This is a genomic window from Marinobacter sp. MIT932201 (genome assembly GCF_047123295.1).
Classification (GTDB): Bacteria; Pseudomonadota; Gammaproteobacteria; order Pseudomonadales; family Oleiphilaceae; genus Marinobacter; species Marinobacter salsuginis.
The window spans coordinates 1,161,554-1,187,237 of the sequence record NZ_CP138917.1 but is presented as its reverse complement, the minus strand read 5'-3'; the positions used below and the strand labels follow the sequence as shown (position 1 = coordinate 1,187,237).

General features: G+C 58.5%; 23 protein-coding genes. 5 read left to right on the top strand and 18 right to left on the bottom strand.

Annotated features, from left to right (window positions below):
• Window positions 1-8 precede the first annotated feature (8 nt).
• The 8 genes from lepB to rpoE form a co-directional block, all read right to left on the bottom strand.
• Complete coding sequence (lepB, locus tag SIC15_RS05430) at window positions 9-815, bottom strand: signal peptidase I (RefSeq protein WP_069184118.1); 807 nt, start codon at window positions 813-815, stop codon at window positions 9-11.
• 12 nt (window positions 816-827) lie between these two features.
• On the bottom strand, window positions 828-2,630 hold the full coding sequence (gene lepA / locus SIC15_RS05425) for a translation elongation factor 4 (RefSeq protein ID WP_069184275.1): 1,803 nt from the start codon (window positions 2,628-2,630) through the stop codon (window positions 828-830).
• Between the two features lie 104 nt (window positions 2,631-2,734).
• Window positions 2,735-5,461 carry an EAL domain-containing protein gene (locus SIC15_RS05420; protein WP_069184117.1) on the bottom strand — a complete coding sequence of 909 codons (2,727 nt, stop codon included), beginning with the start codon at window positions 5,459-5,461 and terminating at the stop codon, window positions 2,735-2,737.
• Window positions 5,462-5,588: 127 nt separating this feature from the next.
• Window positions 5,589-7,013 carry a DegQ family serine endoprotease gene (locus SIC15_RS05415; RefSeq protein ID WP_412537592.1) on the bottom strand — a complete coding sequence of 475 codons (1,425 nt, stop codon included), beginning with the start codon at window positions 7,011-7,013 and terminating at the stop codon, window positions 5,589-5,591.
• 135 nt (window positions 7,014-7,148) lie between these two features.
• Window positions 7,149-7,598, bottom strand: a complete 450-nt coding sequence (locus tag SIC15_RS05410) for a SoxR reducing system RseC family protein (RefSeq protein ID WP_069184115.1) — start codon at window positions 7,596-7,598, stop codon at window positions 7,149-7,151.
• The gene (locus SIC15_RS05405; RefSeq protein ID WP_227549462.1) at window positions 7,595-8,614 is read right to left on the bottom strand and encodes a MucB/RseB C-terminal domain-containing protein; all 1,020 of its coding nucleotides are present in this window, start codon (window positions 8,612-8,614) and stop codon (window positions 7,595-7,597) included. The genes SIC15_RS05410 and SIC15_RS05405 overlap by 4 nt, the downstream gene beginning before the upstream one ends.
• A 20-nt stretch (window positions 8,615-8,634) precedes the next feature.
• Window positions 8,635-9,195, bottom strand: coding sequence for a sigma-E factor negative regulatory protein (locus SIC15_RS05400; protein ID WP_136629324.1), 561 nt, complete (start codon window positions 9,193-9,195; stop codon window positions 8,635-8,637).
• A 15-nt stretch (window positions 9,196-9,210) separates the two neighbouring features.
• Window positions 9,211-9,897 (bottom strand): RNA polymerase sigma factor RpoE, encoded by a 687-nt coding sequence (gene rpoE, locus SIC15_RS05395; RefSeq protein WP_069184112.1) that lies wholly within the window; start codon window positions 9,895-9,897, stop codon window positions 9,211-9,213.
• Between the two features lie 135 nt (window positions 9,898-10,032).
• Here rpoE and nadB point away from each other — a divergent pair, with 135 nt between their 5' ends.
• From nadB to SIC15_RS05370, 5 genes are all read left to right on the top strand, one after another.
• Window positions 10,033-11,637, top strand: coding sequence for an L-aspartate oxidase (gene nadB / locus SIC15_RS05390; protein WP_412537227.1), 1,605 nt, complete (start codon window positions 10,033-10,035; stop codon window positions 11,635-11,637).
• A 40-nt stretch (window positions 11,638-11,677) separates the two neighbouring features.
• Window positions 11,678-11,950, top strand: a complete 273-nt coding sequence (locus tag SIC15_RS05385; protein WP_069184110.1) for a succinate dehydrogenase assembly factor 2 — start codon at window positions 11,678-11,680, stop codon at window positions 11,948-11,950.
• Complete coding sequence (locus SIC15_RS05380; protein WP_136629326.1) at window positions 11,934-12,398, top strand: hypothetical protein; 465 nt, start codon at window positions 11,934-11,936, stop codon at window positions 12,396-12,398. Before SIC15_RS05385 ends, SIC15_RS05380 begins: the two co-directional genes overlap by 17 nt.
• 21 nt (window positions 12,399-12,419) lie before the next feature.
• Complete coding sequence (locus tag SIC15_RS05375) at window positions 12,420-13,415, top strand: YgfZ/GcvT domain-containing protein (protein WP_412537226.1); 996 nt, start codon at window positions 12,420-12,422, stop codon at window positions 13,413-13,415.
• Between the two features lie 125 nt (window positions 13,416-13,540).
• The gene (locus SIC15_RS05370; protein WP_209398735.1) at window positions 13,541-14,374 is read left to right on the top strand and encodes an HDOD domain-containing protein; all 834 of its coding nucleotides are present in this window, start codon (window positions 13,541-13,543) and stop codon (window positions 14,372-14,374) included.
• A 154-nt stretch (window positions 14,375-14,528) separates the two neighbouring features.
• Here the strand turns inward: SIC15_RS05370 and ung are convergent, their stop codons facing one another.
• From ung to trmD, 10 genes are all read right to left on the bottom strand, one after another.
• Window positions 14,529-15,263 (bottom strand): uracil-DNA glycosylase, encoded by a 735-nt coding sequence (gene ung / locus SIC15_RS05365; protein WP_136629328.1) that lies wholly within the window; start codon window positions 15,261-15,263, stop codon window positions 14,529-14,531.
• A gap of 3 nt (window positions 15,264-15,266) precedes the next feature.
• Window positions 15,267-16,802, bottom strand: a complete 1,536-nt coding sequence (lysS, locus tag SIC15_RS05360) for a lysine--tRNA ligase (RefSeq protein ID WP_412537225.1) — start codon at window positions 16,800-16,802, stop codon at window positions 15,267-15,269.
• A gap of 51 nt (window positions 16,803-16,853) precedes the next feature.
• A protein-coding gene (prfB, locus tag SIC15_RS05355; protein ID WP_412537224.1) for a peptide chain release factor 2 occupies window positions 16,854-17,949 on the bottom strand; the annotation gives its coding sequence in 2 pieces (ribosomal slippage) (window positions 16,854-17,876 and window positions 17,878-17,949; 1,095 coding nt in all).
• A 120-nt stretch (window positions 17,950-18,069) separates the two neighbouring features.
• Window positions 18,070-19,803 (bottom strand): single-stranded-DNA-specific exonuclease RecJ, encoded by a 1,734-nt coding sequence (gene recJ / locus SIC15_RS05350; RefSeq protein WP_412537223.1) that lies wholly within the window; start codon window positions 19,801-19,803, stop codon window positions 18,070-18,072.
• A 6-nt stretch (window positions 19,804-19,809) separates the two neighbouring features.
• A complete protein-coding gene (gene thrC / locus SIC15_RS05345; protein WP_412537222.1) occupies window positions 19,810-21,210 on the bottom strand; it encodes a threonine synthase in 1,401 nt (466 codons plus the stop codon).
• 11 nt (window positions 21,211-21,221) lie between these two features.
• Window positions 21,222-22,523 (bottom strand): homoserine dehydrogenase, encoded by a 1,302-nt coding sequence (locus SIC15_RS05340; RefSeq protein WP_136629332.1) that lies wholly within the window; start codon window positions 22,521-22,523, stop codon window positions 21,222-21,224.
• Between the two features lie 145 nt (window positions 22,524-22,668).
• A complete protein-coding gene (locus tag SIC15_RS05335) occupies window positions 22,669-23,400 on the bottom strand; it encodes a DsbC family protein (protein ID WP_209398746.1) in 732 nt (243 codons plus the stop codon).
• Between the two features lie 129 nt (window positions 23,401-23,529).
• Window positions 23,530-24,432 carry a site-specific tyrosine recombinase XerD gene (xerD, locus tag SIC15_RS05330; protein ID WP_069184100.1) on the bottom strand — a complete coding sequence of 301 codons (903 nt, stop codon included), beginning with the start codon at window positions 24,430-24,432 and terminating at the stop codon, window positions 23,530-23,532.
• A 109-nt stretch (window positions 24,433-24,541) separates the two neighbouring features.
• Window positions 24,542-24,898 (bottom strand): 50S ribosomal protein L19, encoded by a 357-nt coding sequence (gene rplS / locus SIC15_RS05325; protein WP_048495327.1) that lies wholly within the window; start codon window positions 24,896-24,898, stop codon window positions 24,542-24,544.
• Between the two features lie 37 nt (window positions 24,899-24,935).
• Complete coding sequence (gene trmD, locus SIC15_RS05320; RefSeq protein WP_069184099.1) at window positions 24,936-25,682, bottom strand: tRNA (guanosine(37)-N1)-methyltransferase TrmD; 747 nt, start codon at window positions 25,680-25,682, stop codon at window positions 24,936-24,938.
• Between the last annotated feature and the right edge of the window lie 2 nt (window positions 25,683-25,684).

Sequence of the window (25,684 nt, the reverse complement as noted above, 5' to 3'; positions counted from 1 at the left end):
AGTCCGAATTACTCAATTCCGCCTACACGATCAAAGGATGGCAGACTGGTTAGGGATTTCCAGTGCATCCAGATAGCGAAGGCCTTGCCCACTACCAGCTCGTCCGGGACCGTGCCCCAGTAGCGGCTGTCATTACTGTTATCGCGATTGTCACCCATGACAAAATAATGGCCTTCGGGCACCACCCACTCGCCCTCACCACTGCCACCGGGCCGGCCCATGGTCAGGAAAATGTCGTGTTCGACTTCACCCAGGTCCTCACGACGCAGCTCCATCGGCGGGAGTCTGGCGATAAATCGGGTTTCGACCTTCTCCCCGTTGATGTACAGCTGCTTGTCACGATAGCGAACATGATCGCCGGGCAGGCCAATCACTCGTTTGATGTAGTTGGTCTGGCCATCTTCCGGATAGCGGAACACCATGACATCGCCGCGTTGGGGATCGCCGACGGGAACCACTTTGGTTCCGGCAACAGGCAGCCTTAGGCCGTAGGCGTATTTGTTCACCAGAATGAAGTCGCCCACCTCAAGGGTCGGCAGCATGGATCCCGATGGAATCTGAAAGGGCTCCACCAGGAAGGAGCGCAGCACCAAGACAATCGCCAGTACCGGAAAAAACGATCGGCTCAGGTCGACCAGGTAGGGCTCTTTCGGCTCCTCCGATTCCTCCGATGAGCCCTCACCGACCTCTCCGGAAGCACCACTGGCACGGTAGGCAGCAAGCCGGCGCTCACGAAGAAACAGCTTGTCCGCCAGCCAGATCAGACCTGTCGCAAAGGTCAGCACCACCAGTACCAGGGGAAAATCAATATCCATCCGGGAAGCCTTTTATTTATCTACTTTCAATACGGCAAGAAACGCTTCCTGAGGCACCTCGACATTACCCAGCTGCTTCATACGCTTTTTACCTTCTTTCTGCTTCTGCAGCAGTTTCTTCTTCCGGCTGACGTCACCACCGTAACACTTGGCGGTTACGTTCTTGCGCAGCGCCTTGACCGTGACCCGCGACACCACCTGGTTGCCGATGGCGGCCTGAATGGCAATATCGAACATCTGCCGAGGAATCAGTTCCTTCATCTTTTCGATCAGCTGCCGACCTTTGTGATGAGCCTGTTCTTTGTGCACGATCAAGGCCAGGGCATCAACTCGTTCGCCATTGATCAGTACATCCAGCCGCACCAGGTTGGCGGTCTGGAATCGGGTAAAGTGATAGTCCAGTGAGGCAAAGCCGCGGCTGGCAGACTTGATCCGGTCGAAGAAGTCCATCACCACCTCCGCCATGGGCAGCTCATAGGTAAGCTGAACCTGGGTGGTCATGAAGTGCATGTTCTTCTGAACGCCACGCTTTTCCTCGCACAGGGCGATGACGTTGCCGATATGTTCCTGGGGCACCAGGATATTCGCTTCCACAATCGGCTCACGCATTTCCTCAATAGAACCAATATCCGGAAGCCGTGACGGGTTGTCTACCGACAGAGTCTCACCCTGCTTGGTAACCACCTCATAGATCACCGTTGGTGCGGTGGTAATCAGGTCGATGTCGTATTCCCGCTCCAGCCGCTCCTGGATAATCTCCATGTGCAGCATGCCCAGGAAACCACAGCGGAAACCGAAACCGAGGGCATCAGAGTTTTCCGGCTCGAAAAACAGGGAAGCATCGTTCAGGGTGAGCTTTTCCAGGGCATCCCGGAAATCGTTGTAGTCATCGGCACTGACCGGGAACAGCCCGGCATAAACCTGGGGTTTGACCTTCTTGAACCCGGGAAGCATGGGCGTCTGTTCGGCAAACTTCTGATGCACGATGGTGTCACCCACCGGCGCACCGTGGATATCCTTGATACCGGCCACAACAAAGCCAACGTCACCGGATTCGAGTACGTCAGTGTCTTTCGGCTTGGGATTGAATATACCGACCTTGTCGGCGTTCCAGGCCTTGCCGGTAGACTTGATAACGATCTTGTCACCCTTTTTCAGGGTACCCTCGGTCACCCGCACCAGAGATACCACGCCGAGATAGTTGTCGAACCAGGAATCGATGATCAGAGCCTGCAGCGGCGCATCCCGGTCACCCTTGGGCGGCGGGATCTTCTTGATCAAATCCTCAAGCACGTCTTCAACACCCATGCCGCTCTTGGCGCTGCAGCGGACCGCATCAGAGGCTTCGATACCGATGATATCCTCGATTTCCGCCGCTACCCGCTCCGGCTCGGCCTGGGGCAGATCCATCTTGTTCAGAACCGGCACCACTTCCAGCCCCTGCTCAATGGCGGTATAGCAGTTGGCCACGGACTGGGCCTCGACGCCTTGCCCGGCATCCACCACCAGCAGGGCCCCTTCGCAGGCATAGAGCGAGCGTGATACCTCGTAGGAAAAATCCACATGGCCCGGGGTGTCGATGAAGTTCAGTTTGTATTCCTGACCGTCACGGGCTTTGTAATTCAGAGTGACACTCTGGGCCTTGATGGTAATCCCCCGCTCCCGCTCAAGATCCATGGAATCCAGGACCTGCTCGGCCATTTCACGGTCGGTCAGGCCGCCGCAAACCTGGATAAAGCGGTCTGCCAGCGTGGATTTGCCATGGTCGATGTGGGCGATGATGGAAAAGTTACGGATTCGGCTCAGTTCAGTCACAGACAATGAATACTCAGTTAAGACGAAGGATTGAGCCCGGAGAGGCCGCTACCGGGGTCCGGGAACGGCGTGATTTTACCGGTTACCGGCCGCCATTGCCATGATCAGGAAATCAGCGGCCTTTCGTACTGCCGGATCAGGAAACCAATGAGGGCATCCTCGTCCAGCGGATAGCTGAACAGGTTCCCCTGGCACTGGGCGCAGCCATGGGTTTTGAGGAAGCTCAGCTGCTGCGGGGTTTCCACACCCTCTGCGACCACCGTGAGATGGAGCTTGCGGGCCAGGGCAATGACCGCCGATGCGACGTCCGTAGCACTGACATTGTAAGGAATATCCCGAATGAACCGGTGATCGATCTTGATCACATCCAGCGGCAACTGTTGCAGCGAGACCAGTGAACAGGAACCGGTTCCAAAATCGTCGAGAATCAGGCAAACCCCAAGATCATGGAGCGATACCAGCAACTCCCGGAGCATTCGCGGATCTTCATTGAGCAGTTCCGCCGGCATTTCGAGCTCCAGGCGCTCGGGTGACACACCGGTTTCCGTGATAACCTGCCGGATCATGTCCAGAAAGCCCGAATCGGTCAGCTGTCGAACCGACAGATTCACCGCCATTTTCAGGGATTCAAAACCGGCCCGCTCAAGAGCCTGCACCTGAATACAGGCCTGCCGCAGGGCCCACTCACCGAGGCGCACAATCAGCCCCGTCTCCTCGGCCAGACCGATGAACTGCTGGGCAGAGACCAGGCCCTTCTCGGGGTGATGCCAACGCAGGAACGCCTCAACCCCGATGACCCGTTCACTGGCCAGATCAATCTTCGGCTGGTAATGCAGAACGAAGCGGTCGCCGCCCAGGGCCGTCGCCAACTCCTCCTGCTGCAGAAGACGGCGGGCCGCCTTGATATTCATGGCCGGCGTGAAGAACTGGAAAGTATTCCGCCCGAGCTCCTTGGCGCGATACATGGCCAGGTCAGCATATTTCATCAGGGTCCCGGCATCCTCGCTGTCGTGCGGGATCATGGTAATGCCAATACTGACCGTGATCCCGACTTCGTGATCGTTCAGCCGGATCCGCTGGCACAAACTGCGCAGGATCGTCTCTGCCACCTTGCTGGCGGCGTCCGAATCGCTGATGCGGGACAATAACACCACAAACTCGTCGCCGCCGAGCCGGGCAACCGAGTCCTCCTCACGAACACACCCCACCAGCCATTGGGCCACCTGGCGCAGGAGCTCGTCACCGGAATCATGTCCCAGGGTATCGTTGATACGCTTGAACCCGTCCAGGTCCAGGAACATGAGTGCGGCCGGCTCACCGCTTCGGCGGCTGCGGCTGACCACATGGTTGAGTCGGTCACGGAACAGTTGCCGGTTCGCCAGGCCAGTGAGCGGATCGTAGAAGGCCAGCCGGTGCAGTTCCGATTGTGCGGCCTTGAGCTGGGTCAGATCGCGCAGACTGAGCACGACGCCATTAACACCGGGCACCGACAACATGGCGGTGAAGGTGCCTTCCATATCCCGCCACTGCCCCTCGGCATCGCGAATACGAACCCGAATCACCGGCATCTGTTTGCCCGGCGACTGCACGGAATCGTCAAAGCCTTTCTTCAGCTGAGGCCAGTCATCACCGTGGACCAGCTCTTCAAAGTCCAGCGACTGAACCTGGTCTGGCTCAAAGCCAAGAATATCGAGGCTGGACGGGCTCGCATACAGAGCTTTGCCCGCGCGATCCATCACCAGAGTGACATTGGCGGCACCCTCGGTAATCGCCCGATACCGACCGGCACTGATCTGCGCCATCAGGCGTGACCGGATCAGCGCCAGCACAAAGAGGAACAGCAAGGCACTGATCACCAGGCCGCTGCCCAGAACGATTGGGGGGCGTGGGTCCGAAGCCAGAAAATCAAAGGCGGGGGTGGAGCGGGTCTGCAACAGCCAATCGCGACCACCGTGGCTGATTGTCTGGCTCATCTGGAAACTGAATTCGTTATCGAGGGAGCCCAGATTGGAGCCATACATCAGGTTCTGCCGGTCCACCACTCCGGCATCGTAGATGCGGACATCCAGAAATGGCGAAATGAGGCCGACGATTCCGTCGATCAGGTTGTTCATCCTGAAGGCACTGAACACGTAACCGGCCAGCATCATGCGACGCTCGGCCCGGATCTCGGGCACGGTCCCGCCCTGGTACACCGGGTAATACATCAGGAAACTTGCCTGATCTTCGCCGAGCTCCTCCTGAACCAAAACCACCTTGGCAGTCACGGTGGGGACGGCCTCATCACGCGCCTGTTCCATGGCCCGACGATGGATGGGATCGCTGAAGGCATCGTAGCCAAGGGCCCGGCGATTGCGTTCAGTGCCCGGCTCCAGGTAAACCATGGGATAGTAATAAGGGCCACTGCCCAGCGGATTCACAAGGTAATTGTGTACCCCCTCCGCCCGGACAGACGCAATGTGATCGGCCATCTGGCGGACACCGATACGGCGAACATAGCCAATACCCTGAATGCCGGGGTAGTAACGGTTAATATCCACCTTGTCGACATATTCGCGCCACTGATCGCGGGAAACATCACCGGTCACTGCAAACAGACCGGCACTACCAGCCAGCACCTGTTCGTAGTTCAGCAGGCGTTCTTCGATGGCGGATTTCAGTTGCAGGGATTGTGTGCGAAAGCGGGCTTCCGTGCGGTCTTCGACCAGCCTGATGGAAACCTGCCAGAGCAGTACGGTGACGGCAATGGCAACTGCAAAAATCAGCCAGGCAACCCAGGCATTGCGAAATTCCAGTAACTTGCGAAGAGAGAGTTCCTGTCTGTTCATCATGGGGCTGGTCCGTTCCATGGCCACTCGTTTTTATTGGTCGACCAAGTATAACAAAAGCCCCCGCAGGTGTCGTTTCCGACACCTGCGGGGGCTTTTGGATTAGCCAGACCGGTTCAGCCGGGCAATATCAGGGCTTCATCACCAGGTACAGAGCACGCCCCTGACGCACCACCCGTACCGATACCGCCTTGCCCTCGGGCAGTGACCGCACGGCTTCGCGGAACTCCTCTACGGATCTCACTTTCTTGCGGTTAATTTCAGTGATCACATCGCCCGCCCGAATGCCGGCATCAGCCGCAGCACCTCGGGCAACATTATTGACCACAACGCCGCCTTCAACACCCATGGAGTCGGCCATATCCGCAGGAAGCGGCTCAACCATCATGCCCAGAGGCGCCGACGCGGGACCACTGCTGTCGCTGGACGGTGCTGAAGCCTGCTGACTTCCCTCCTCGGGGAGTCGACCAATTTCAACCTGAAGTTCGATCTCTTCGCCACCACGGAGGACTTGCAGCTCGGCCGTTTCACCAACTGGAGTGCGGCCCACCATAGGTGGCAAATCAGAAGAAAGCTGAACCTCATCGCCATCATAGCTGAGAACAATATCCCCAGCCTGAAGACCGGCTTTCTGAGCTGGTGAGTCCGCCATGACTTCGGCTATCAGCGCGCCGCGGGGACGTTTCAGGCCAAAGGACTCGGCCAGATCACGGTTGACCTCCTGAATCAACACCCCGAGCCAGCCGCGGGACACCGAACCCTTGTCGCGCAGTTGGCGGAACACATTCATTGCATCGTCAATGGGGATGGCAAACGAGACGCCCATGAAGCCGCCGGATCGGGTATAGATCTGGGAGTTGATACCCACAACTTCGCCATCCAGGTTAAACAGAGGGCCGCCTGAATTGCCGGGATTAATGGCCACATCAGTCTGGATGAACGGCACGTAGTTTTCCGACGGGAGTGAGCGACCCAGGGCGCTGACGATTCCGGCAGTCACCGTATAGTCGAACCCGAACGGCGAACCAATCGCAAAGACCCATTCACCAACTTTCAGATCCCGGGACTGGCCTACTTTCACGACTGGCAGGTCATCGCCGTTTTCAATCTTGAGCACAGCCATATCGGAACGGGGATCGGTTCCAACCAGGGTTGCAGGCAGTTCGCGGCGGTCGTTCAGGCGAACGATGATCTCATCAGCCCCTTCAACCACATGGTTGTTGGTCAGTACGTAGCCGTCAGAGGATACGATAAACCCGGAGCCCATGGAGCGGCGCGGCTGCGAACTACCGGGCCCGCCACCAAATGGAGACTGGGGGCCGCGAAAGAAATCCTGGAAAAATTCGGGAAGCTGTTCGAGCTGGCGTTCATCGAACGGCATGCCAGGAGAGCGGTAATTGCCGCGTCGGGGTTCGGTGGTTGTACTGATGTTCACCACCGCGCCGGCATTGTCTTCAACCAGCTCGGTAAAATCGGGCAAACTTCGGGCTACACTGGCCTGGCTCCAGACCACCAGAAGCACCGTGGACAGTAAGAGAAACACAATGGCCGGCATCCTTGTGGATATAACATTCCGTAGCGGTTGGGCAACTGCTGTTGCACTCGACATGTAGTACCCCCTGTTGTTCTCACATCTAGCCGTAAATTTGGGGCTCACCCCATCGATTTTCAACTTACAAAACCGTAGGGTTTACGGACAGTTTTCAGAGGTAATCCGGTTTACCCGGACCAGATGGGGCTCATAATCCCGGTTACCGGCCCGCTGCCATTTTCGCCCTGCGAAAAAGCCCACGGCCAACCCAGCGACTGCAGCGAGCATCGCCGCGCCATCGTGCCCACCGGACAGCTGGTGACCAAGGACACTGGCAACCACCATCAGGATCAGCGGTAGGGCATAGACCAGAAGAGAAGCGCCCAGCAGGGCTTGCTCGTCAATACCGATGGTGACTTCATCCCCTACCCTGGCATTGACCGAGTTCATTACCAGGATCTGGTTGGCGCGCCCGCCCGATGCCGCGGCCAGCACTTTCTGACCACAGCCACTTCGAGCTGCACAACTCTGACAGGCACTGGTTCGAATCGTCTGGACCCAGACCCGGTCGCCCTTGAGCGCAACAACCTTGCCGGTTTCGGTAATCACGATTCAGCCGCACCCAGGGCCAATGAATCTTCGATGCGCACCGACTCGGCAACCTGACGGGCTGTTTGCGGCGGCAGTTCGCCCACGACGGTGACCAGGAAGGCGCTTTCACCTTCCTTTACCTCATGCATGTAAACCGTCGTGGCGCCAATTTTGGAGGCGCCAGTGGGCATGGTTACCGGCCCGGCCGGCTCAACAAACACCGAGAAAGCTGCCAGGCCATCGGAGAAGGCAACGGCCTGGCCCTTGCCGGAACGGGGTGCGGCGGCGGGCACAAAACCGTCGGGACGCCAGCCCAGCCGCCAGCCGTTCATACGTTGCCCCACGGCTGCCGGGGAAGCGGGCTCATCCAGCGTTCTGGAGATTTCCCGACCTTCGGTACGGATTTCAAATTCGGTGTCGGGAATGTCCTCGCCAATGTGCAGGCTGGTGAACTGGAACTGCTCAAGCACCTCACCCTCAGCATTCCTGACGTGACTCTTTACCAACAGCCCGGTGGATTTCTCCAGCCAGAGTCTGTGACTATAGCGGTAAGAATCTCTGGCGCTCAGCGCCACCGAAACCACTTCATAGCCGGCGACCCGGTCCTCGCCTTTCATTTCCGCACGATACCAGCGGCTCACCGGTACCAGTTGGCTTGTGAATGCTTCGGCAAACGGGCCTGATGGAATCACCTGATCAAGCTTCACACGGCCGGTTTCGGGGAGCACGCAAACCACGTTCATGCCTTTGCGAACGATTTCGCCGCTGCCACCATCCTGCAGAACCAGTCGCTCCTCGACAACACCATCGCGGTAGCGATGGGCAATCTGCATGGAGTGAACACTCTCGCCGCGGGCGTACACAAACACGCCACGATAGGAGGTCATGTTCAATGCCGGCCCCAGCTTTTCAAGCCAGGCGGATGCCTCTTCTTCGTCTGCCGCAGCCGGAAGCGGCGCGGCAAGCACAAGCAGAAGGCCCAAAAGCACTGACAGCGCCTGGCATCGGGACAACTTGATAAAGGTATGGGGCATAACGACACTTGCTCCGGGGTTCAGTAGCCGGCGCCATTGGCGCTGACCAGGCGGGCATAGCCGACGGCACCACGCCCGGCACCTACGCTGTTATGCTGCGCATGCTCGAGCAGGTAGCGGCTCATGTATTCCCACTGTTCCTCATCCAGACCCTGCAGGGCAATCTCCCTGACCGGCGGCTCCTGCACAGACGTTTCCGGTGCGGCCGCAGTGACGGACTGAACCGGACCGGCACCGGGCGAGTCCCAACCTGCACCAGCGCCAAACCCGACCAGCAGAGCCATCGCAACCATAGCCGCCGCCGGCCAGTGCCACCGACCCGCTCTGCTGTCCCGGACAACCGGCTCCGACCGGGCTGTCGCAGGGCCGCGGCCATCAAGCAATTCACGGACAGCAACACTGACGTCCATACCATGGGCCGGGGAGTGGCCATCATGCATGAGATCCCGCACGTCCTGCCAACGCTGCCACTGTGCCCGTACGTCATCCTGGCTATCGTGTGACAGCAGGCGACGTACCGACAGTTCGTCAGCTTCGTCGTCCATCATGGCGGACAATGTTTCTCTGAGACGATCATCCATGGGATGCAACCTCGATTACGTCACGGAGTGATTGAGTAAAGGTCCAAGATGCCTATCAACCGCATCCCGGGCCCTGAATATTCGTGAGCGGACAGTGCCGATCGGACACTCCAGGATGCCTGCGATATCCTCATAACTCAGGCCATCGTATTCCCGGAGCAAAAAGGCAGAGCGCAGCTCCTCGGGAAGCTGGGCGATAGCCCTGTTCAGTTCTTTCTGGAGCTGTTCCCGTTGCAAAAGCCTTTCTGGTGATGCAGTGTCCCGGAGTCGTGAGCCATCATCGAAATTCTCCGCCTCGGCCGAGTCGGCACTACCCTGCGGGCGCCGCCCCCGGGACTCCAGATAATTCTTCGCAGTGTTCACGGCTATCCGGTAGAGCCACGTATAAAAGGCGCTGTCGCCCCGGAAACGCTCAATTGCCCTGAACGCTTTGACGAAGGTCTCCTGGGTCAGATCCATGACTTCCTGGCTGTCGTAGACGTACCGGCTGATGATTGAGGCGACCCTGGACTGGTATTTGACCACCAGAAGATCGAAGGCGGCGCGATCACCATTACGCACCTTGCGTACCAGTTGCAGGTCCGTCTGGCTGTCTGGGTGATCGCCCTGTCGTTTCTCTGTATCCGGAGTCATGACCTGGTTGCCGGGGTTCCCTGATTTGATGGCCAGCTGTCCGGCCTGTACCAAGTTGCGCTGCGTCATTGATGCTATCCGGCGTCCGTTAATGGAACGGGCTGAAGCCTCCTGGCAGGCGGCTCACCCTGTCAGGCCAAATAGACAGCAAGCGTAAAGTTTAGTTCAATACACGTCCACATTATGGCCTGCGATAACGACCCGATGCCACAGTCCTTCGAATACGATGTTCTCATTATCGGCAGCGGCGCTGCCGGCCTCACCGTCGCCCTCAATCTGCCAGAGCATCTGAAAGTCTGCGTGGTGAGCAAGGCGCAGATCAGCAGTGGAGCAACCCTCTGGGCGCAAGGCGGAATCGCTGCGGTCCTGGATGATCAGGATTCCACTGAAAACCACATTACTGACACCCTGAATGCTGGCGCTGGCCTTTGCCACGAAGACGCCGTACGTTTCACCGTGGAGCACGGCAAGGAGAGCATCGATTGGCTGATCGATTCCGGCGTTGATTTTACCCGGGGCCGCGATGAGCATTACCACCTTACGCGGGAAGGTGGGCACAGCCACCGGCGCATCATTCACGCAGCAGATGCCACCGGCCATGCGGTTTCAACGACTTTGACGTCCCAGGCAGAGGCGCGTCCGAACATCGAGCTCATGTCGGGAAGGGTGGCAGTCGACCTGATCACCAATCGCAAACTGTCGCTGCCGGGAAACCGATGTGTCGGTGCCTATATCCTGAATCTTGAAGACAACCATGTGGAGCTGTTCCGGGCACGATTCACGGTGATTGCTACCGGTGGTGCCTCCAAGGCCTATCGCTATACAACGAATCCGGACGGTGCCTCCGGAGACGGGATTGCCATGGCGTGGCGGGCAGGATGCCGTGTCGCGAACATGGAATTCAATCAATTCCACCCAACATGCCTGTATCACCCCCACGCCAAATCCTTTTTGATCACGGAAGCGGTCAGGGGCGAGGGTGGCCTGCTGAAACTGCCAGACGGGTCGCGGTTCATGGATCGCTTTGACGAGCGTGGCGAGCTGGCACCAAGGGATATCGTTGCCCGGGCCATTGACCATGAGATGAAGCGACTGGGTGCTGATCATCTGTACCTGGACATCAGCCACAAACCCGCCGACTTCATCAAACACCACTTCCCCACCATTTACGAGAAGTGCCTGGGCTTTGGCATTGATATCACACGCGAGCCCATTCCCGTGGTTCCGGCAGCCCACTATACCTGTGGCGGCGTCATGAGTGACGAGCGGGCCAGAACGGACGTCAATCAGCTCTATGTGGTGGGCGAGGCCGCCTTCACCGGACTCCATGGTGCCAACCGCATGGCCAGTAACTCTCTGCTTGAGTGCCTGGTGTATGGACGCGCCGCCGCTGCGGATATTACGCGCCGGGAAGCCGACATTCCGCCACCACCAGAAGCCCCGGACTGGGACGAAAGCCAGGTCAGAGACTCTGATGAAGACGTTGTTATCTCCCATAACTGGGACGAGCTGCGGCATTTCATGTGGGACTACGTGGGCATTGTGCGGACCACCAAGCGGCTCCAGAGGGCCAAGCACAGGGTGGACCTGCTGTCCGCAGAGATCGGAGAGTTTTACAGCAACTACCGTGTGACCAACGACCTGCTGGAACTTCGGAACCTGGTCACCGTCTCCGACCTGATCATCTGTTCGGCACTGCAGCGCAGGGAAAGTCGGGGGTTGCACTACACACTGGATTATCCGGGACTACTCAACGAGGTCCGTGATACCGTACTGGTTCCCACGACCTACCGAACGCTCGCGCCCTGAACCAACGCCGACTGTTACAATCGATTCAATGGTAAACACTATGTCAGAGACACCTGCATCGTCCGAAAAAGCAGAATTCAACCGCCTGTGGTGGCATAGCCGTCGCGGGATGCTGGAGCTGGACAACCTCCTGATTCCATTCATGGAGGAAGCCTTTCGCGATCTGGACGCCGAAGATCAGGCCCGCTACAAGAAACTGCTCGCCTGTGAGGACAGCGACATGTTCGAGTGGTTCATGCAGCGCAGCCGCCCGGCAGATCCGGACCTCCAACGCATGGTCGACATCATCCTCAAGCGTGTCCAGCCGGATTGAGCTGACGCTCACCCCCTCCCTGCTGGTTGGCGCTCTGGCAGTGCTGCCCTGGCTGTTGCTGCTGGCGTTCCTTTTCATTGCGGCGCTGGCCGGCAAGTTATGGCTACTCACTGCAGCGCCCATTGCGCTCGGCCTAGCCGCGCTGCAGTATCGGTCCAACGGTTTGCTCCGCGGAGGCGGGTCCGTCAATGGGCTTGTCGTCGAGGATGGCGAGTTGTACGTCAAGACCGGAGACAACCGGCAGGTTCAGGTCCGTCCATCGGCTTCCAGTCGTGTCTGGGCCGGACTGGCACTCTTGAAACTGCGTCCGACTGGCACCAGATTCCGGTCGTACAATACGATACTGCTGGCACCGTCATCCGGTAGACCGGGTAACGTGTCGAAAGACGATTTTCGTCGCCTGCGGGTATGGCTCAGACTGGGCCGATCCGGGCAACCATCCATCTGATCCACCAATCTGGAGCACGCCATGACCGACACAGACTCTCCTGTATCAGCCGTTGCAGCTTTCCCCCTACCCAATAGCGGCTGGGCGGTTCTCGACGACCGGGTGGTTGTGCGGATCAGCGGCCCGGGCACCGACAAGTTTCTCCAGGGCCAGTTCAGCCAGAACCTGGACGAGGTAACCCCGGATCGCTCCCCGCGAGCGGCAGCGGCGACGCCCAAGGGCCGCGCCTACTGCCTCACCCGCATGGTCCGGGCCGGTGACGACATCCTGATGGACTTTCCCTCCGAGCTCGCTGACGACATCATCAGCCATTTGCGCAAGTACCTGATGCTCTTTCGCGGAACCACCATGGAGCTGGTCCAGGAAACCAGCATCGTCGGGATTCTGGGCTATGAGCTGGCCGAAAAGCTCGCCGAAACTGCAATGGGCAGCCTGAGGGAACCGGGTGACTCTTGTGTACTCCGTGACGGCATCCTTGTGAAAACCCAATCGACAGCTGAAGGCACGGCCCGCTTCGAGTTCTGGCATACCCGGGGTGGCGAAATAACACTACCCGCCAGCGACCGGATGTCGGTGGCAGACTGGCAGGCATCCGAGATTGCGTCGGGTGTCGCCTCCCTCACGGCCGCCACCCAGGAATCCTTCGTGCCACAGATGCTGAACTGGCAACATGTAGGCGGGGTTCATTTCAAAAAGGGCTGCTACACGGGTCAGGAAGTGATTGCCCGCATGCATTTCCTGGGGCAATTGAAAAAAAGCCTGTTCCGGTTCCGTGCGGAAGAGGCGAAAGAGTTGCCCGCCCCCGGAAGCGCTCTGTTTGCTGGCGAACGATCCGTGGGAGAAGTCGTCAACTCGATCAGATACCGTAACGGCAGCATGGAACTGCTTGCCGTTGTGCGCCACGATGCCTCCGACACCCCCCTTCATCCGGAGGGCCTGCCGGAGGTAGTTCTGGAGCCTCTGCCGCTGCCCTACTCGGTGCCTGAAAGGGAAAAAAGCGCACAATCAGATACATAAGTTGACAGGCAAACGCGCCAGAATTTGCTATTTTGCTATGCAGTAGCTTACATATTTGATTGTTCGGACCGTGGCTCGGACATTCCGACCACTCGTCGAACTCCTTAAGCGGACCTTTACTGACCATGTCGAATATTGTTGAAACCATCAAAGCCGATCTCAACGCAGCTATCGAAAATGACAAGCTGGTGCTGCCCACCCTTCCCGAAGTAGCTCTTCAGGTCAGAGACATTGCGCAATCCGAGGATTCTTCAATAGCGGACCTGGTGAAGGTCATCAGCAATGACACGGCCCTGTCCGCCCGCATTATCCGGGTGACCAATAGCCCGCTGTTCCGCGGCAGCCGCGCCATCGAGAATCTGAACATGGCGGTAAGCCGCCTCGGCATGGCCTATACCAGCAATCTAGCCATGGGTCTGGCCATGGAGCAGATGTTCCAGGCCACCTCCGACATGATCGACAAGCGCATGCGGGCCACCTGGCAGACCAGCACCGAAGTGGCCGGTGTCTGCCATGTTCTGGCGCAACACTACACCAAGCTCAAGCCGGACCAGGCCACCCTTGCAGGCCTCGTCCATCTGATCGGCGTGCTGCCGATTCTTCGCTATGTGGAAGACCAGGATATCCAGATCAGCAGCATCATGCTGGACAATGTGGTTGATGAACTGCACCCGAAGATCGGGGCGACCATCCTCAAGAAGTGGGATTTCCCGAAGGAGCTTCAGAACGTTCCGCTGGAATACGCCAACTTCAGCCGCCAGGTTCCCGCTGCGGACTATGCGGATCTGGTGATGGTGGCTAATCTGCAGCTGGTTGCAGGTTCAGAGCATCCCTGGAACGAAATGGACTGGACGAAGATTTCGGCGTTTGATCGTCTTGGGTTGGATCCGAATATCGACATGAGCGAGGAAGAGGATCTGAACGCCCAGATGGAAGCGGCCATGGCGCTGCTTCAGTAATTTGTGCTGGGAGTTTGACCGCCCGTCTTCAAGATGGGGTCAGGCTCCCAAAACACGCTGTAAATACATCCCTGTACGCTCAGCTCCGCCATCCATGGCTCCGCACGGTTCTGGGAGCCTGACCCCATCCCGAAGACTACTTTCGGGCAGACCTTCAGCTCTTCTTGTATCTCTCGATCAACTCAGCTTTGCTGGGCAACGCCCAGTTAACGGTGGGCTTTCCCTGCCGTTGCAACCAGTCGTTCGCCTTTGAGAAGTGTTTGCAACCGAAGAAGCCCCGGTAAGCGCTCAGTGGCGAGGGATGGGGGCCATCGAGGACGAGGTGCTTGGTGCGGTCGATGTGCTGGCCTTTCTTTTTGGCGTAGCTACCCCATAGCAGGAATACCACGCCTTCCCGCTCGCGGTTGATGGTTTCGATGACTTTGTCGGTGAAGGTTTCCCAGCCTTTGCCCTGGTGGGCGCCGGCCTGGCCCTGGACGACGGTGAGGACGCTGTTGAGTAGCAATACGCCCTGCTCTGCCCAGGGTTGGAGGCAGCCGTGATCGGGCGGAGCAATGCCCAGGTCGTCCTGAATTTCCTTGAAGATGTTGACCAGCGAGGGCGGTATGGCCACGTTCGGGCGCACGGAGAAGCACAGGCCGTGGGCCTGGCCGGGGCCGTGGTAGGGGTCTTGCCCGAGAATCACCACCCTTACGTTTTCCAGCGGCGTGCTGTTGAGTGCGTTGAAGCAGTGTTGGCTGGCGGGGAACAGGACTTTGCCGGCTTGCTCCTCGGCAGCCAGGAATTCCGCCAGGCCCTGCATGTAGGGCTGGCGGAATTCTTCGGAGAGATGTTCTTTCCAGCCCCGGTCGGGCCTGAGCTGACTGGCCAGTACCTCAACCGGGCTCATGGATCACTCCTCGTCTTTGCGGCTTTCAGGCTTGTGTTCTGGGCGCATGGCCGGGAACAGGATGACGTCGCGGATGGAAGCCGAGTTGGTCAGCAACATGGCCAGGCGGTCGATACCGATGCCCTCGCCGGCGGTGGGCGGCAGGCCATATTCCAGGGCCATGACGTAGTCCTCGTCGTAGAACATGGCCTCGTCGTCACCGGCATCCTTCTCGGCCACCTGGGCCTGGAAGCGCTCGGCTTGGTCTTCGGCGTCGTTCAGCTCGGAGAATCCGTTGGCAATCTCGCGGCCGCCCACGAAGAACTCGAAGCGTTCGGTGACGAACGGGTTACTGTCTTTGCAGCGGGCCAGGGGCGACACTTCTTTCGGATACTCGGTGATAAAGGTCGGTTGCATCAGGCGATGCTCCGCCGTTGCCTCAAAGATCTCGATCTGGACCTTGCCCAGACCCCAGGCTTCCTTGAGGTGAATACCCAGATCTTTTGCCACCTGACGGGCGCTGGCCTCATCTGCCAGCTGCTCGGGCTTGATGTCCGGGTTGTAGCGGAGGATGGCATCAACAACGGTGAGGCGCTCAAAGGTCTTGCCGAAGTCGTACTCGATGGTCTCTTCGCTACCATCTGCCAGGGTGCGGGTGTTCACCACCGTGGTGGTGCCCAAGACCTTCTGGGTGATGGTGCGCAGCATGTCCTCGGTCAGATCCATCAGGTCGTTGTAATCTGCGTAGGCCTGGTAGAACTCAACCATGGTGAATTCCGGATTATGACGGGTGGAAAGCCCCTCGTTCCGGAAGTTCCGGTTGATCTCGAACACCCGCTCAAAGCCGCCGACGACCAGGCGCTTCAGGAACAATTCCGGGGCAATACGCAGGTACATGTCGATGCCCAGGGCGTTGTGGTGGGTCACGAAGGGGCGCGCCGTGGCACCGCCGGGAATCACCTGGAGCATCGGGGTCTCCACTTCCATGAAGTCCCGGTCGGTGAAGTACTGACGCATGGCGCTGATGATCTTCGAGCGCGCATAGAACACCCGACGGCTGTCCTCGTTGACCATCAGGTCAACATAGCGATGGCGGTAACGGGCTTCCGTATCAGTCAGGCCCTTGTGCTTCTCAGGCAACGGACGCAGTGACTTGGTGAGCAGCACATACTCATCCATGGTCACGTACAGATCGCCCTTGCCCGATTTGGACAGTGTGCCGCGCACACCTACGATGTCCCCCAGATCCCAGTTCTTGGTGTCTTTCTGGACATCCTTGGAAGCATAGATCTGGATCCGGCCGGTCATGTCCTGAACCACCTTGAATGCCTTGCGGTCGAGCATCATGCGACCGGCAATGGCCACCTTGATACCGAGGGACTCCAGCTCTTCCTTGGTTTTTTCACCGTATTTGGCCTGCAGTTCGGCGGCGGTGGCGTCACGACGGAAGTCGTTCGGGAAGGCGTTGCCCTGGTCGCGCATCTCTGAAAGTTTGGCGCGGCGCTCGGCAATCAGCTTGTTGTCCTCATGCTGTGCGGCATTCTGAGTTTGATCAGTCATTTTGGCTCACTAGGAATCGGGTTGTCCGGGTTAGCGTGGCAAAGGCGCTGGTTACAGCGCCATCTTCAGGCTGGCTTCGATGAACTTGTCAATGTCACCGTCCAGCACCGACTGGGTATTACTGGTTTCAACCTTGGTACGCAGATCCTTGATACGGCTGTCGTCCAGAACGTAGGAACGGATCTGGCTGCCCCAACCAATATCGGCCTTGGCGTCCTCGGCCTTCTGCTTCTCGGCGTTACGCTCCTGCATCTCACGCTCAAACAGCTTGGCCTTCAGCTGCTTCATGGCCTGATCCTTGTTCTGGTGCTGGCTTCGGCCAGCCTGGCAGGCCACGACAATGCCGGTGGGGTTGTGGGTCAGACGCACCGCCGACTCGGTCCGGTTAACGTGCTGACCACCGGCGCCGGAGGCACGGTAGACATCCACTCGCAAATCCGCCGGATTGATTTCAATCTCGAAGCTGTCATCGACTTCCGGCGATACAAACACGGAAGAGAACGAAGTATGCCTACGGTTGCCGGAATCAAACGGTGATTTACGCACCAGCCGGTGTACGCCGGTTTCGGTACGCAGCCAGCCATAGGCATAGTCGCCCTGGATGTGAATGGTGGCGCTCTTGATGCCCGCCACTTCACCTTCCATCAGCTCGACAATCTCGGCCTTGAAGCCTCGGCGCTCCGCCCAGCGCAGGTACATACGCAACAGCATATTGGCCCAGTCTTGGGCTTCGGTGCCGCCGGAGCCGGCCTGGATATCGAGGTAGGCGTTGTTGGCGTCCATTTCGCCGGAGAACATGCGGCGGAATTCGAGCTTTTCGAGCTCTTTATCAAGGCCCTCAAGATCGGACTCGATCTCTTCAACGGTGCCTTCGTCCTCTTCTTCTGCGGCAATATCCAGCAGGCCTTCGGCGTCTTCCAGGCCGGAGGTGAGGTTATCAATGGTCTTGACTATCAGCTCAAGATCCGCGCGCTCTTTGCCCAGCGCCTGCGCCCGCTCGGGGTCGTCCCAGACGCTTGGCTGCTCCAGTTCGCGCTCAACTTCGATCAGTCGCTCACTACGCTGATCGTAGTCAAAGATACCCCCTGAGCGCTTCAGTGCGCTCACGAAGCTCTTTGATCTTCGTCACAATGGGATTAATTTCCATGAAACCCTTACTCGCTCTTGAAAATGGAGAGTAAAAACAGAGGGCGGAGTTTACCGGAAATCAGTTCGTAAATCAGCCGTGGTTGACCGCTACTTCAGAGTAAGCGGGAGGCAGGCTTGATCAGGATAGCGGCTCGAGATAATCGACCAAAAGCTGAAGATTGGTCCGCCCCCGAAAGGTATTGGCATCCGGCTTATACACCACCCGGGCACCGGTTCGGGTGTAATCCGGCACTTCCGGCCCGGTATTGAAGGCAATGCCGTCAATGATCCCGCCGCCCTCAAACGGTTGCAGAACCAGCTTCAGATGGTTTTCACCGACGATTCTCTGGCTCACCACCCGAAACTCGCCGTCGAACAACGGCTCCGGGAAATGCTGCCCCCAGGGGCCGGCCCGCTTGAGCAGTGCGGCGGTGTCCAGGGATAGCTCTTCGAGGGCCAGGGGGCCATCGGTTGTGATGGCAGCCTCCAGGTCTTCGGCGGAGGCGCTGTCTCGCACGGCCCGATCGAAGGCTTCCGAGAAGGCATCCAGATCCGCTTTGGCCAGGGTCATGCCGGCGGCCATGGCGTGGCCGCCAAACTTCTTCAGCATACCGGGATGGCGGGAGTCGACCACGGCGAGCACATCACGGATATGCAGCCCGGGAATCGACCGGGCGGAGCCCTTGATATCCTCGCCATTGTCATCCGGCGCGAAGGCAATGGTGGGCCTGTGGGTCTGTTCTCGAATCCGTGCCGCGAGGATGCCGATGACACCCTGGTGCCAGTCGGGATCGAACAGGGCCAGGCCCCACGGCAGACCTTCAAGATCCAGGGACATGGAAGCAAGCAGATCCTGAGCCTGGGCTTTCATGTCCTTCTCGATGGTGCGGCGTTCCCTGTTGAAGGTATCCAGCTCCCGGGCCAGGCGCCTCGCTTCGTCCTGGCTGTCGGCGAGAAGGCAGGCAATGCCGATGCTCATATCATCCAGACGCCCGGCGGCATTCAATCGGGGGCCGACCACAAACCCAAGATCGGTTGAACTGATTGCAGTATGATCGCGGCCAGCGACTTCAAGGAGCGCAAGGATACCGGGCCGGGCCTCGCCCTGCCTTATCCGGCGCAAGCCCTGCTCTACGAAAATCCGGTTGTTATGATCCAGGGCTACGACATCGGCGACTGTACCCAGCGCCACCAGGTCCAGGAGGCTCCCCAGATTGGGTTCAGGATCCGGGAGTTGATTGCTTTCCCGAAGCCGCTTGCGCAGTGCCGTGAGCACGTAAAACATGACACCAACACCGGCGGCGTTCTTGCTCAGGAAGGGACAACCTGGCTGATTGGGATTTACGATGGCGTCGGCGTCCGGAAGCTCATCGCCGGCCAGATGGTGATCCGTCACCACGACTTTCACACCAAGTTCTTTGGCCGCTCTGACACCTTCAACGGCGGATATACCGTTATCAACGGTGACCATCAGGTCGGGAAGCTCACCCTCATCGCGCAGCCGCTCAATAATGCCTGGCGTCAGGCCATAGCCGTCGGCAAAACGGCTGGGCACCCGAAAATCAATGCTCTGCAAACCGAGCATTGAAAGGCCAAGCATGGCTACGGCGGTGCTAGTGGCGCCATCGGCATCGAAATCGCCGAGCACCAGAACCCGCTGTTGCTGCTGGATCGCTTCCGACAGCAGCTCAACTGCCCGGTCGATACCTCTCAGTGACAGGGGAGATGCAAGATGTCTGAGGGTGTAACTCAGCTGCTCATCAGAGGTTACGCCACGGGCGGCGTAGAGACGGCGAAGCAACGGAGGCAGGTTTTGCCCCCAGTCCGGGACTATCTCCGGCTGGGGGCGACGCAGGATCTTTTTTGGTGCCATACCCGATCAGGCGTTTTTCCAGTGCCTGGCAATAAACTCCTGAACCCCGGAGATGTCGTTATCCAGCACCGTGTAGCGCTCTTCCCGTTCGAACAGGTCAGCCATGTGAGCTGGCAGAGGCGGCTCCACAGTCAAGCCGGACTCGGCTACTGCATCCGGGAACTTGGCCGGGTGCGCAGTACCCAGGGTGATCATCGGTACCGCCGGATCTCGGCGGCAATTGCGCGCAGCGCGCACCCCGATGGCGGTGTGGGGATCCAGCAGATACTCGTTCTGCTCGTAGATCTCGCGGATGGTGTCACAGGTCGTCTTGTCGTCCACCGCGTCGCTGTCGAACAGCTTCCGGGCGTGTTTCCAGCGGTAATCTTCAATGCTGACCGGGCCTTTGGCTGCATTTTCCAGCAGGGTCTTCACAGCCAGCCCATCGCGACCATGCAGATCAAACAGCAGGCGCTCGAAGTTGCTGGACACCATGATATCCATGCTGGGTGACAACGTGTGCTCGAGCTGATGCTGCTCGTATTTGTTGCCGCTCATGAAGCGGTGCAGGATGTCGTTGCGGTTGGTGGCAATCACCAGCTGTGAGATCGGCAGCCCCATCTTCTTCGCCAGATAGCCAGCAAAGATGTCCCCGAAGTTTCCAGTTGGAACGGAGAACGCCATGCTGCGATCCGGCCCACCCAGGGCGAGGGACGCGTGGAAGTAGTAAACAATCTGGGCCATGATCCGGGCCCAGTTGATGGAGTTCACGGCGGCCAGCTGAGTTTTTCCGCCCAGGAACGACTGGTTGCCGAAACTTTCTTTTACCATGCGCTGGCAGTCGTCGAAGTTGCCACGCACCGCAATGTTGTGGATGTTGTCACCCTGAACGGTGGTCATCTGGCGGCGTTGGACTTCAGATACGCGCTGGTGCGGATGCAGAATGAAAATATCCACATGCTCGCACCGGCGGCAACCTTCGATTGCAGCGGAGCCGGTGTCACCGGAAGTCGCCCCCATGATCACCACGTGCTGCTTGCGTTTTTCCAACACGTAGTCCAGCAGGCGGCCGAGCAGCTGCAGTGCAAAGTCCTTGAACGCCAGGGTCGGGCCGCGGAAAAGCTCCATCACCCACTCGTTGGTATCCAGCTGAACCAGCGGAGCGACTGCCTTATGGGCAAAGACCGAATAGGTCTCATCCAGCATCTTGCGGAAGTCGTCTGCCGGGATGGCGTCGTCCACGAACGGATGCATGACCTTGAAGGCCAGCTCACTGTATGGGAGCCCACGCCAGCTACGGATTTCCTCCAGACTGAAATGCGGCAGGGATTCGGGAACGTAAAGCCCGCCATCGGTGGCAAGGCCCGTCAGCAATACGTCTTCAAAACCCAGTGCGGGCGCTTCACCCCGCGTACTGATGTATCTCACGTTCGTACCTGTCAGTTGAAGTTTTCGGCGCGGATGCGGACAACCTGGCCATCGGTATCGGACAGAGCTTCCAGCTCTTCAATCGCACGGTTGATCTGCCGTTCCTGAACGGTGTGAGTCAGGATGATCACCGGAATCCGACCGTCTTTCAGTTCGGATTCCTTCTGCATGATCGACTCGATATTGATGCCGTGTTCACTCAGGATGGAGGCAATCTTGGCCAGCACACCCGGACGATCAAGAGCGGTAATTCGCAAGTAGTACGCCGACTGGATGTCTTCCATGGAGAGCACGTCCAGCTCTTCCATGGCCTCCGGTGAGAACCCAAGGTATGGCACCCGCAGGTTGCTTTCTGTTGCTACGGCACGGGCGACATCAACGATATCCGCGATAACCGCGGAGGCGGTGGCCTCATCACCGGCGCCAGGGCCGTAATACATGGTCTGGCCAACGGCATCGCCGTCTACCAGGACTGCATTGAGCACGCCGTCAACCTGGGCGATCAGATGGCTCTGGGGCACCAGGGTCGGATGAACCCGAAGTTCAATACCATCATCACGACGGCGGGCGATACCCAGGTGCTTGATGCGATAACCCAATAGCTCGGCATGGGCAATATCGTAAGGGGTAATCTTGGAGATCCCTTCGGTAAAGCCCTTCTCGAATTGCAGGGGCACACCGAAACCGGCGGATGCCAGAATGGTCAGTTTGTGGGCGGCGTCGATCCCCTCAACATCAAAGGTCGGATCCGCTTCCGCATAACCCAGGTCCTGGGCTTCCTTGAGAACCTCGGAAAATTCCCGACCGGCACGCATTTCCGTCAGAATGTAGTTACCGGTACCGTTGATAATGCCGGCAATCCAGTCAATGCGGTTCGCCGCCATGCCTTCACGTACGGCCTTGATGACCGGAATGCCCCCGGCAACACCTGCCTCGTACGCCACCACAACGCCAGCTTTCTCGGCCGCTTCAAAGATTTCATTGCCGTGGACGGCGATCAGGGCCTTGTTGGCAGTCACCACGTGCTTGCCATTGCGGATGGCCGCGAGTACCAGCTCCCGCGCGGCGTCATAGCCACCGATCAGCTCGACCACGATATCGACACCGGGATCGTTCACCACGTCATAAATGTCGGTGCTGAAAGGCACGTCCCCGAGGTCCATATCCTCGCGGGCCCGTCGACTGGCAATCCGGGTGATCCGGATATTGCACCCGGCCCGGCCGGCAATCAGCCTGGCGTTGCGGGTCAAGACATTAAAGGTACCGCCGCCGACGGTTCCCAATCCGCAGATTCCGACACTGACGTCTTTCAAACTCTCACCTCTGATCCCGAAGGGGTGCTGATGAATTATATTAGGCGGGCATAGTATACCGATTCAGGCCCCACTGAATAAGCCCCGAATCGGATCCAGAGAAAATACCCTGTGACGCAGCCCGGACAATGGATCCGGAAGGTTGTCAGAGCAAGCCCAGTCCTTCAGCCAATCGCTGCGCCGGAACATAGCCCCGCACCATGTTGCCGTCTTCCAGTACAATGGCAGGCGTACCGGTTACGCCAACTCGACCACCCAGCTCAAACTGCTCACGAACGGGGTTTTCACAGCTTGCATCGGCCACCTGTTGACCAGCCTTGGCCGCGTTCATGGCAGCCTGCTGATCATCAGCACACCAGACCGACTCGTACTTCCTGAAAGACGCAGTGTTGGGACCGGACCGGGGAAACCCATAGTAATTGACGGTAATGCCGTAATCGTTCAGCTGAGGCACCTCGTCATGCAGCTTCCTGCAGTAGGGGCAGTCGATGTCGGTGAACACACTCACGACGGCTTTTTCGTTCTTGGCGGGGAAGCTGATGACTCCCTTATCACCAAAGTCCGCCATCATTTCGCGACGGGCCTCAGTGCGAGCTGCCTCGGTGACATTGGCAATGCCCTGCTCGGTGATCTTAAGAAGATCCCCCGTCATCAGATACTGGCCATCCTCGGTCGCGTATATCGTGTCGCCATTGTTGCTCTGAACCTCATAGAGCCCCTTTGCCTCGGACTCTTTCACCGACATCACCTGAAGGCCCGGGACGGCCTGGGTCAGGCGCTCGGAAATCCGGTCTTCGACTTCACCGGCACTGACATTCGCCATACCAAGTGAGCCGAAACTGAAGGTAAGCGCCACGACCGCATGTTTAATATTCATTCTGACAAACAACCTTTTTCAGAGATCAGTTAAAGAACCCGGGCAGTATTGGCACAGGCCGGGAATCAATTCAATGCGACAAGCTCATAAAAGGAAAGTTCACCTCCGGCAGGGCAACCAGTCGGCCTGTCACCCCCTGGGATGATGAGCCTGATGCAGCGACTGAAGCCGCTGACGAGCCACATGGGTATAGATCTGGGTCGTTGACAGGTCCGAGTGCCCAAGAAGCATCTGGACAACCCGCAGATCCGCGCCATGATTGAGCAGATGCGTGGCAAAGGCATGCCTGAGCGTGTGGGGGGACAGATGCTTGCGAATACCAACCCGCACGGCGTAATGCTTGATGCGGTGCCAGAATGTCTGGCGGGTCATCGCCGCCGCCCGATTGCCGGGAAACAGCGCATCACAGGAGCGGCCTTTCAGAAGCTCCGGGCGGGCACTCTTCATGTACTTCAGCAGCCAGTCCACCGCCTCCTCTCCCAGGGGCACAAGCCGTTCCTTGTCACCCTTGCCGGTGATCCGAATGACGCCCTGGCGCAGGTTTACCTGATCAACCCGCAACTCTGTCAGCTCGGAGACCCTCAGACCACAACCATAAAGTATCTCGAGCATGGCTTTGTCCCGAAGTTCGATGGCAATATTCGGGTCCGGTTCGGAAAGCAGTGCATCCACCTCTTCCTCGGTCAGAGAATCCGGAAGACGTCGGGGTAACCTCGGGCTGTCGATCCTGAGGGTCGGATCTTCAGCGATCAGCCCTTCGCGCAGCAGAAAGCGGTAAAAGCGCCGCAGCCCGGACAGCCGCCGGGCTGCTGTGGAGCTCTTGACTCCTTCGGCCAACCCCCGCGACATCCAGGCCAGAAGGTCGGTTCGGCGAACATCCGCCAGCGAGGGCTTACCGGGCTGGCTTTCCAGCCATTCCGCCAATCGCGACAAATCACTCCGGTAGGCCTGCCGCGTCTTTTCGCCAAGCCCGTCCTCCAGCCAGATGGCATCAACGAACCGCACAATCAGTGATTCATCTTCCGCTTTCATGGCAAGTTCCCAGACTTCGAACGGTCTATGGCAAGGATAGCGGAACCCCAGACACAAAAAAGGCAGCCCTTGGCTGCCTTTTTCTGCCTGCGATTCAGCGCCTTGCTGATCAGCCCAGCTTTTCCTTGATGCGAGCCGCCTTACCGGACAGGTCGCGCAGGTAGTAGAGCTTGGCCTGGCGAACATCGCCACGACGCTTCACGCTGATGCTGTCGATCAGCTTGGAGAAGCTCTGGAAGGTACGCTCAACACCAACACCGTAAGAGATCTTACGCACGGTGAAGGAGGAATTCATGCCGCGGTTACGCTTGCCGATGACAACACCCTCGAACGCCTGCAGACGCTCACGGTTACCCTCGGTTACGCGAACCTGAACGACCACGGTGTCGCCCGGCGCAAACGCAGGGATTTCCTTGGTCATCTGTTCTGCTTCAAGTTGACTGATGATGTTGTTCTTGCCGCTCATCGTAATGCTCCTGATACCCAATCTGTTAATGCCCTGATCATTCAGAGGCACCCGGTTCGTTCAAAATCTCTTCCAGCAGCTCACGCTCTTCGTCCGTAAACACCCGCCTTTCCAGCAGGTCGGGGCGTCGCTCCCGGGTTCGCCTCAGCGACTGTTTCAGCCGCCAACGCCGGATCTGATCATGGTGACCGCCCAATAAAACATCCGGCACCGCCTGACCTTCGTAAACTTCGGGCCGGGTGTAGTGCGGACAATCCAGCAAACCGTCGGCGAAAGAATCCTGCTCTGCCGACTGCGCATGACCCAGCGCTCCGGGGATGAGGCGTGTAACCGCATCAATGACAGCCATGGCTGCCAATTCGCCACCGGAAAGCACAAAATCACCCAGTGACACTTCCCGATCGACTTCCGTCGCTATCAGGCGCTCATCAACACCCTCGTACCGGCCAGCCACCAGAATCAGTTGCTGCTCAGCAGCCAGCGACTCCACAACAGACTGATCCAGAGTCTCGCCCTGGGGCGAGAGATAAACCACACAGGGTTTGCCGGGTGCTGCTTCCCGCGCCGCACGGATCGCGTCCCGGAGCGGCTGAATTTTCATCAGCATGCCAGGGCCGCCCCCATAGGGCCTGTCGTCTACCGTGCGATGCCGATCATGGGTGAATTCACGGGGATTCCAGCTTTGGAAGGTCAGAAGACCATCCCGGACTGCCCTTCCCGTGATCCCGTAATCCGTTACCGCACCGAACATTTCCGGGAACAGACTGACTGCGCCAATCCACACCC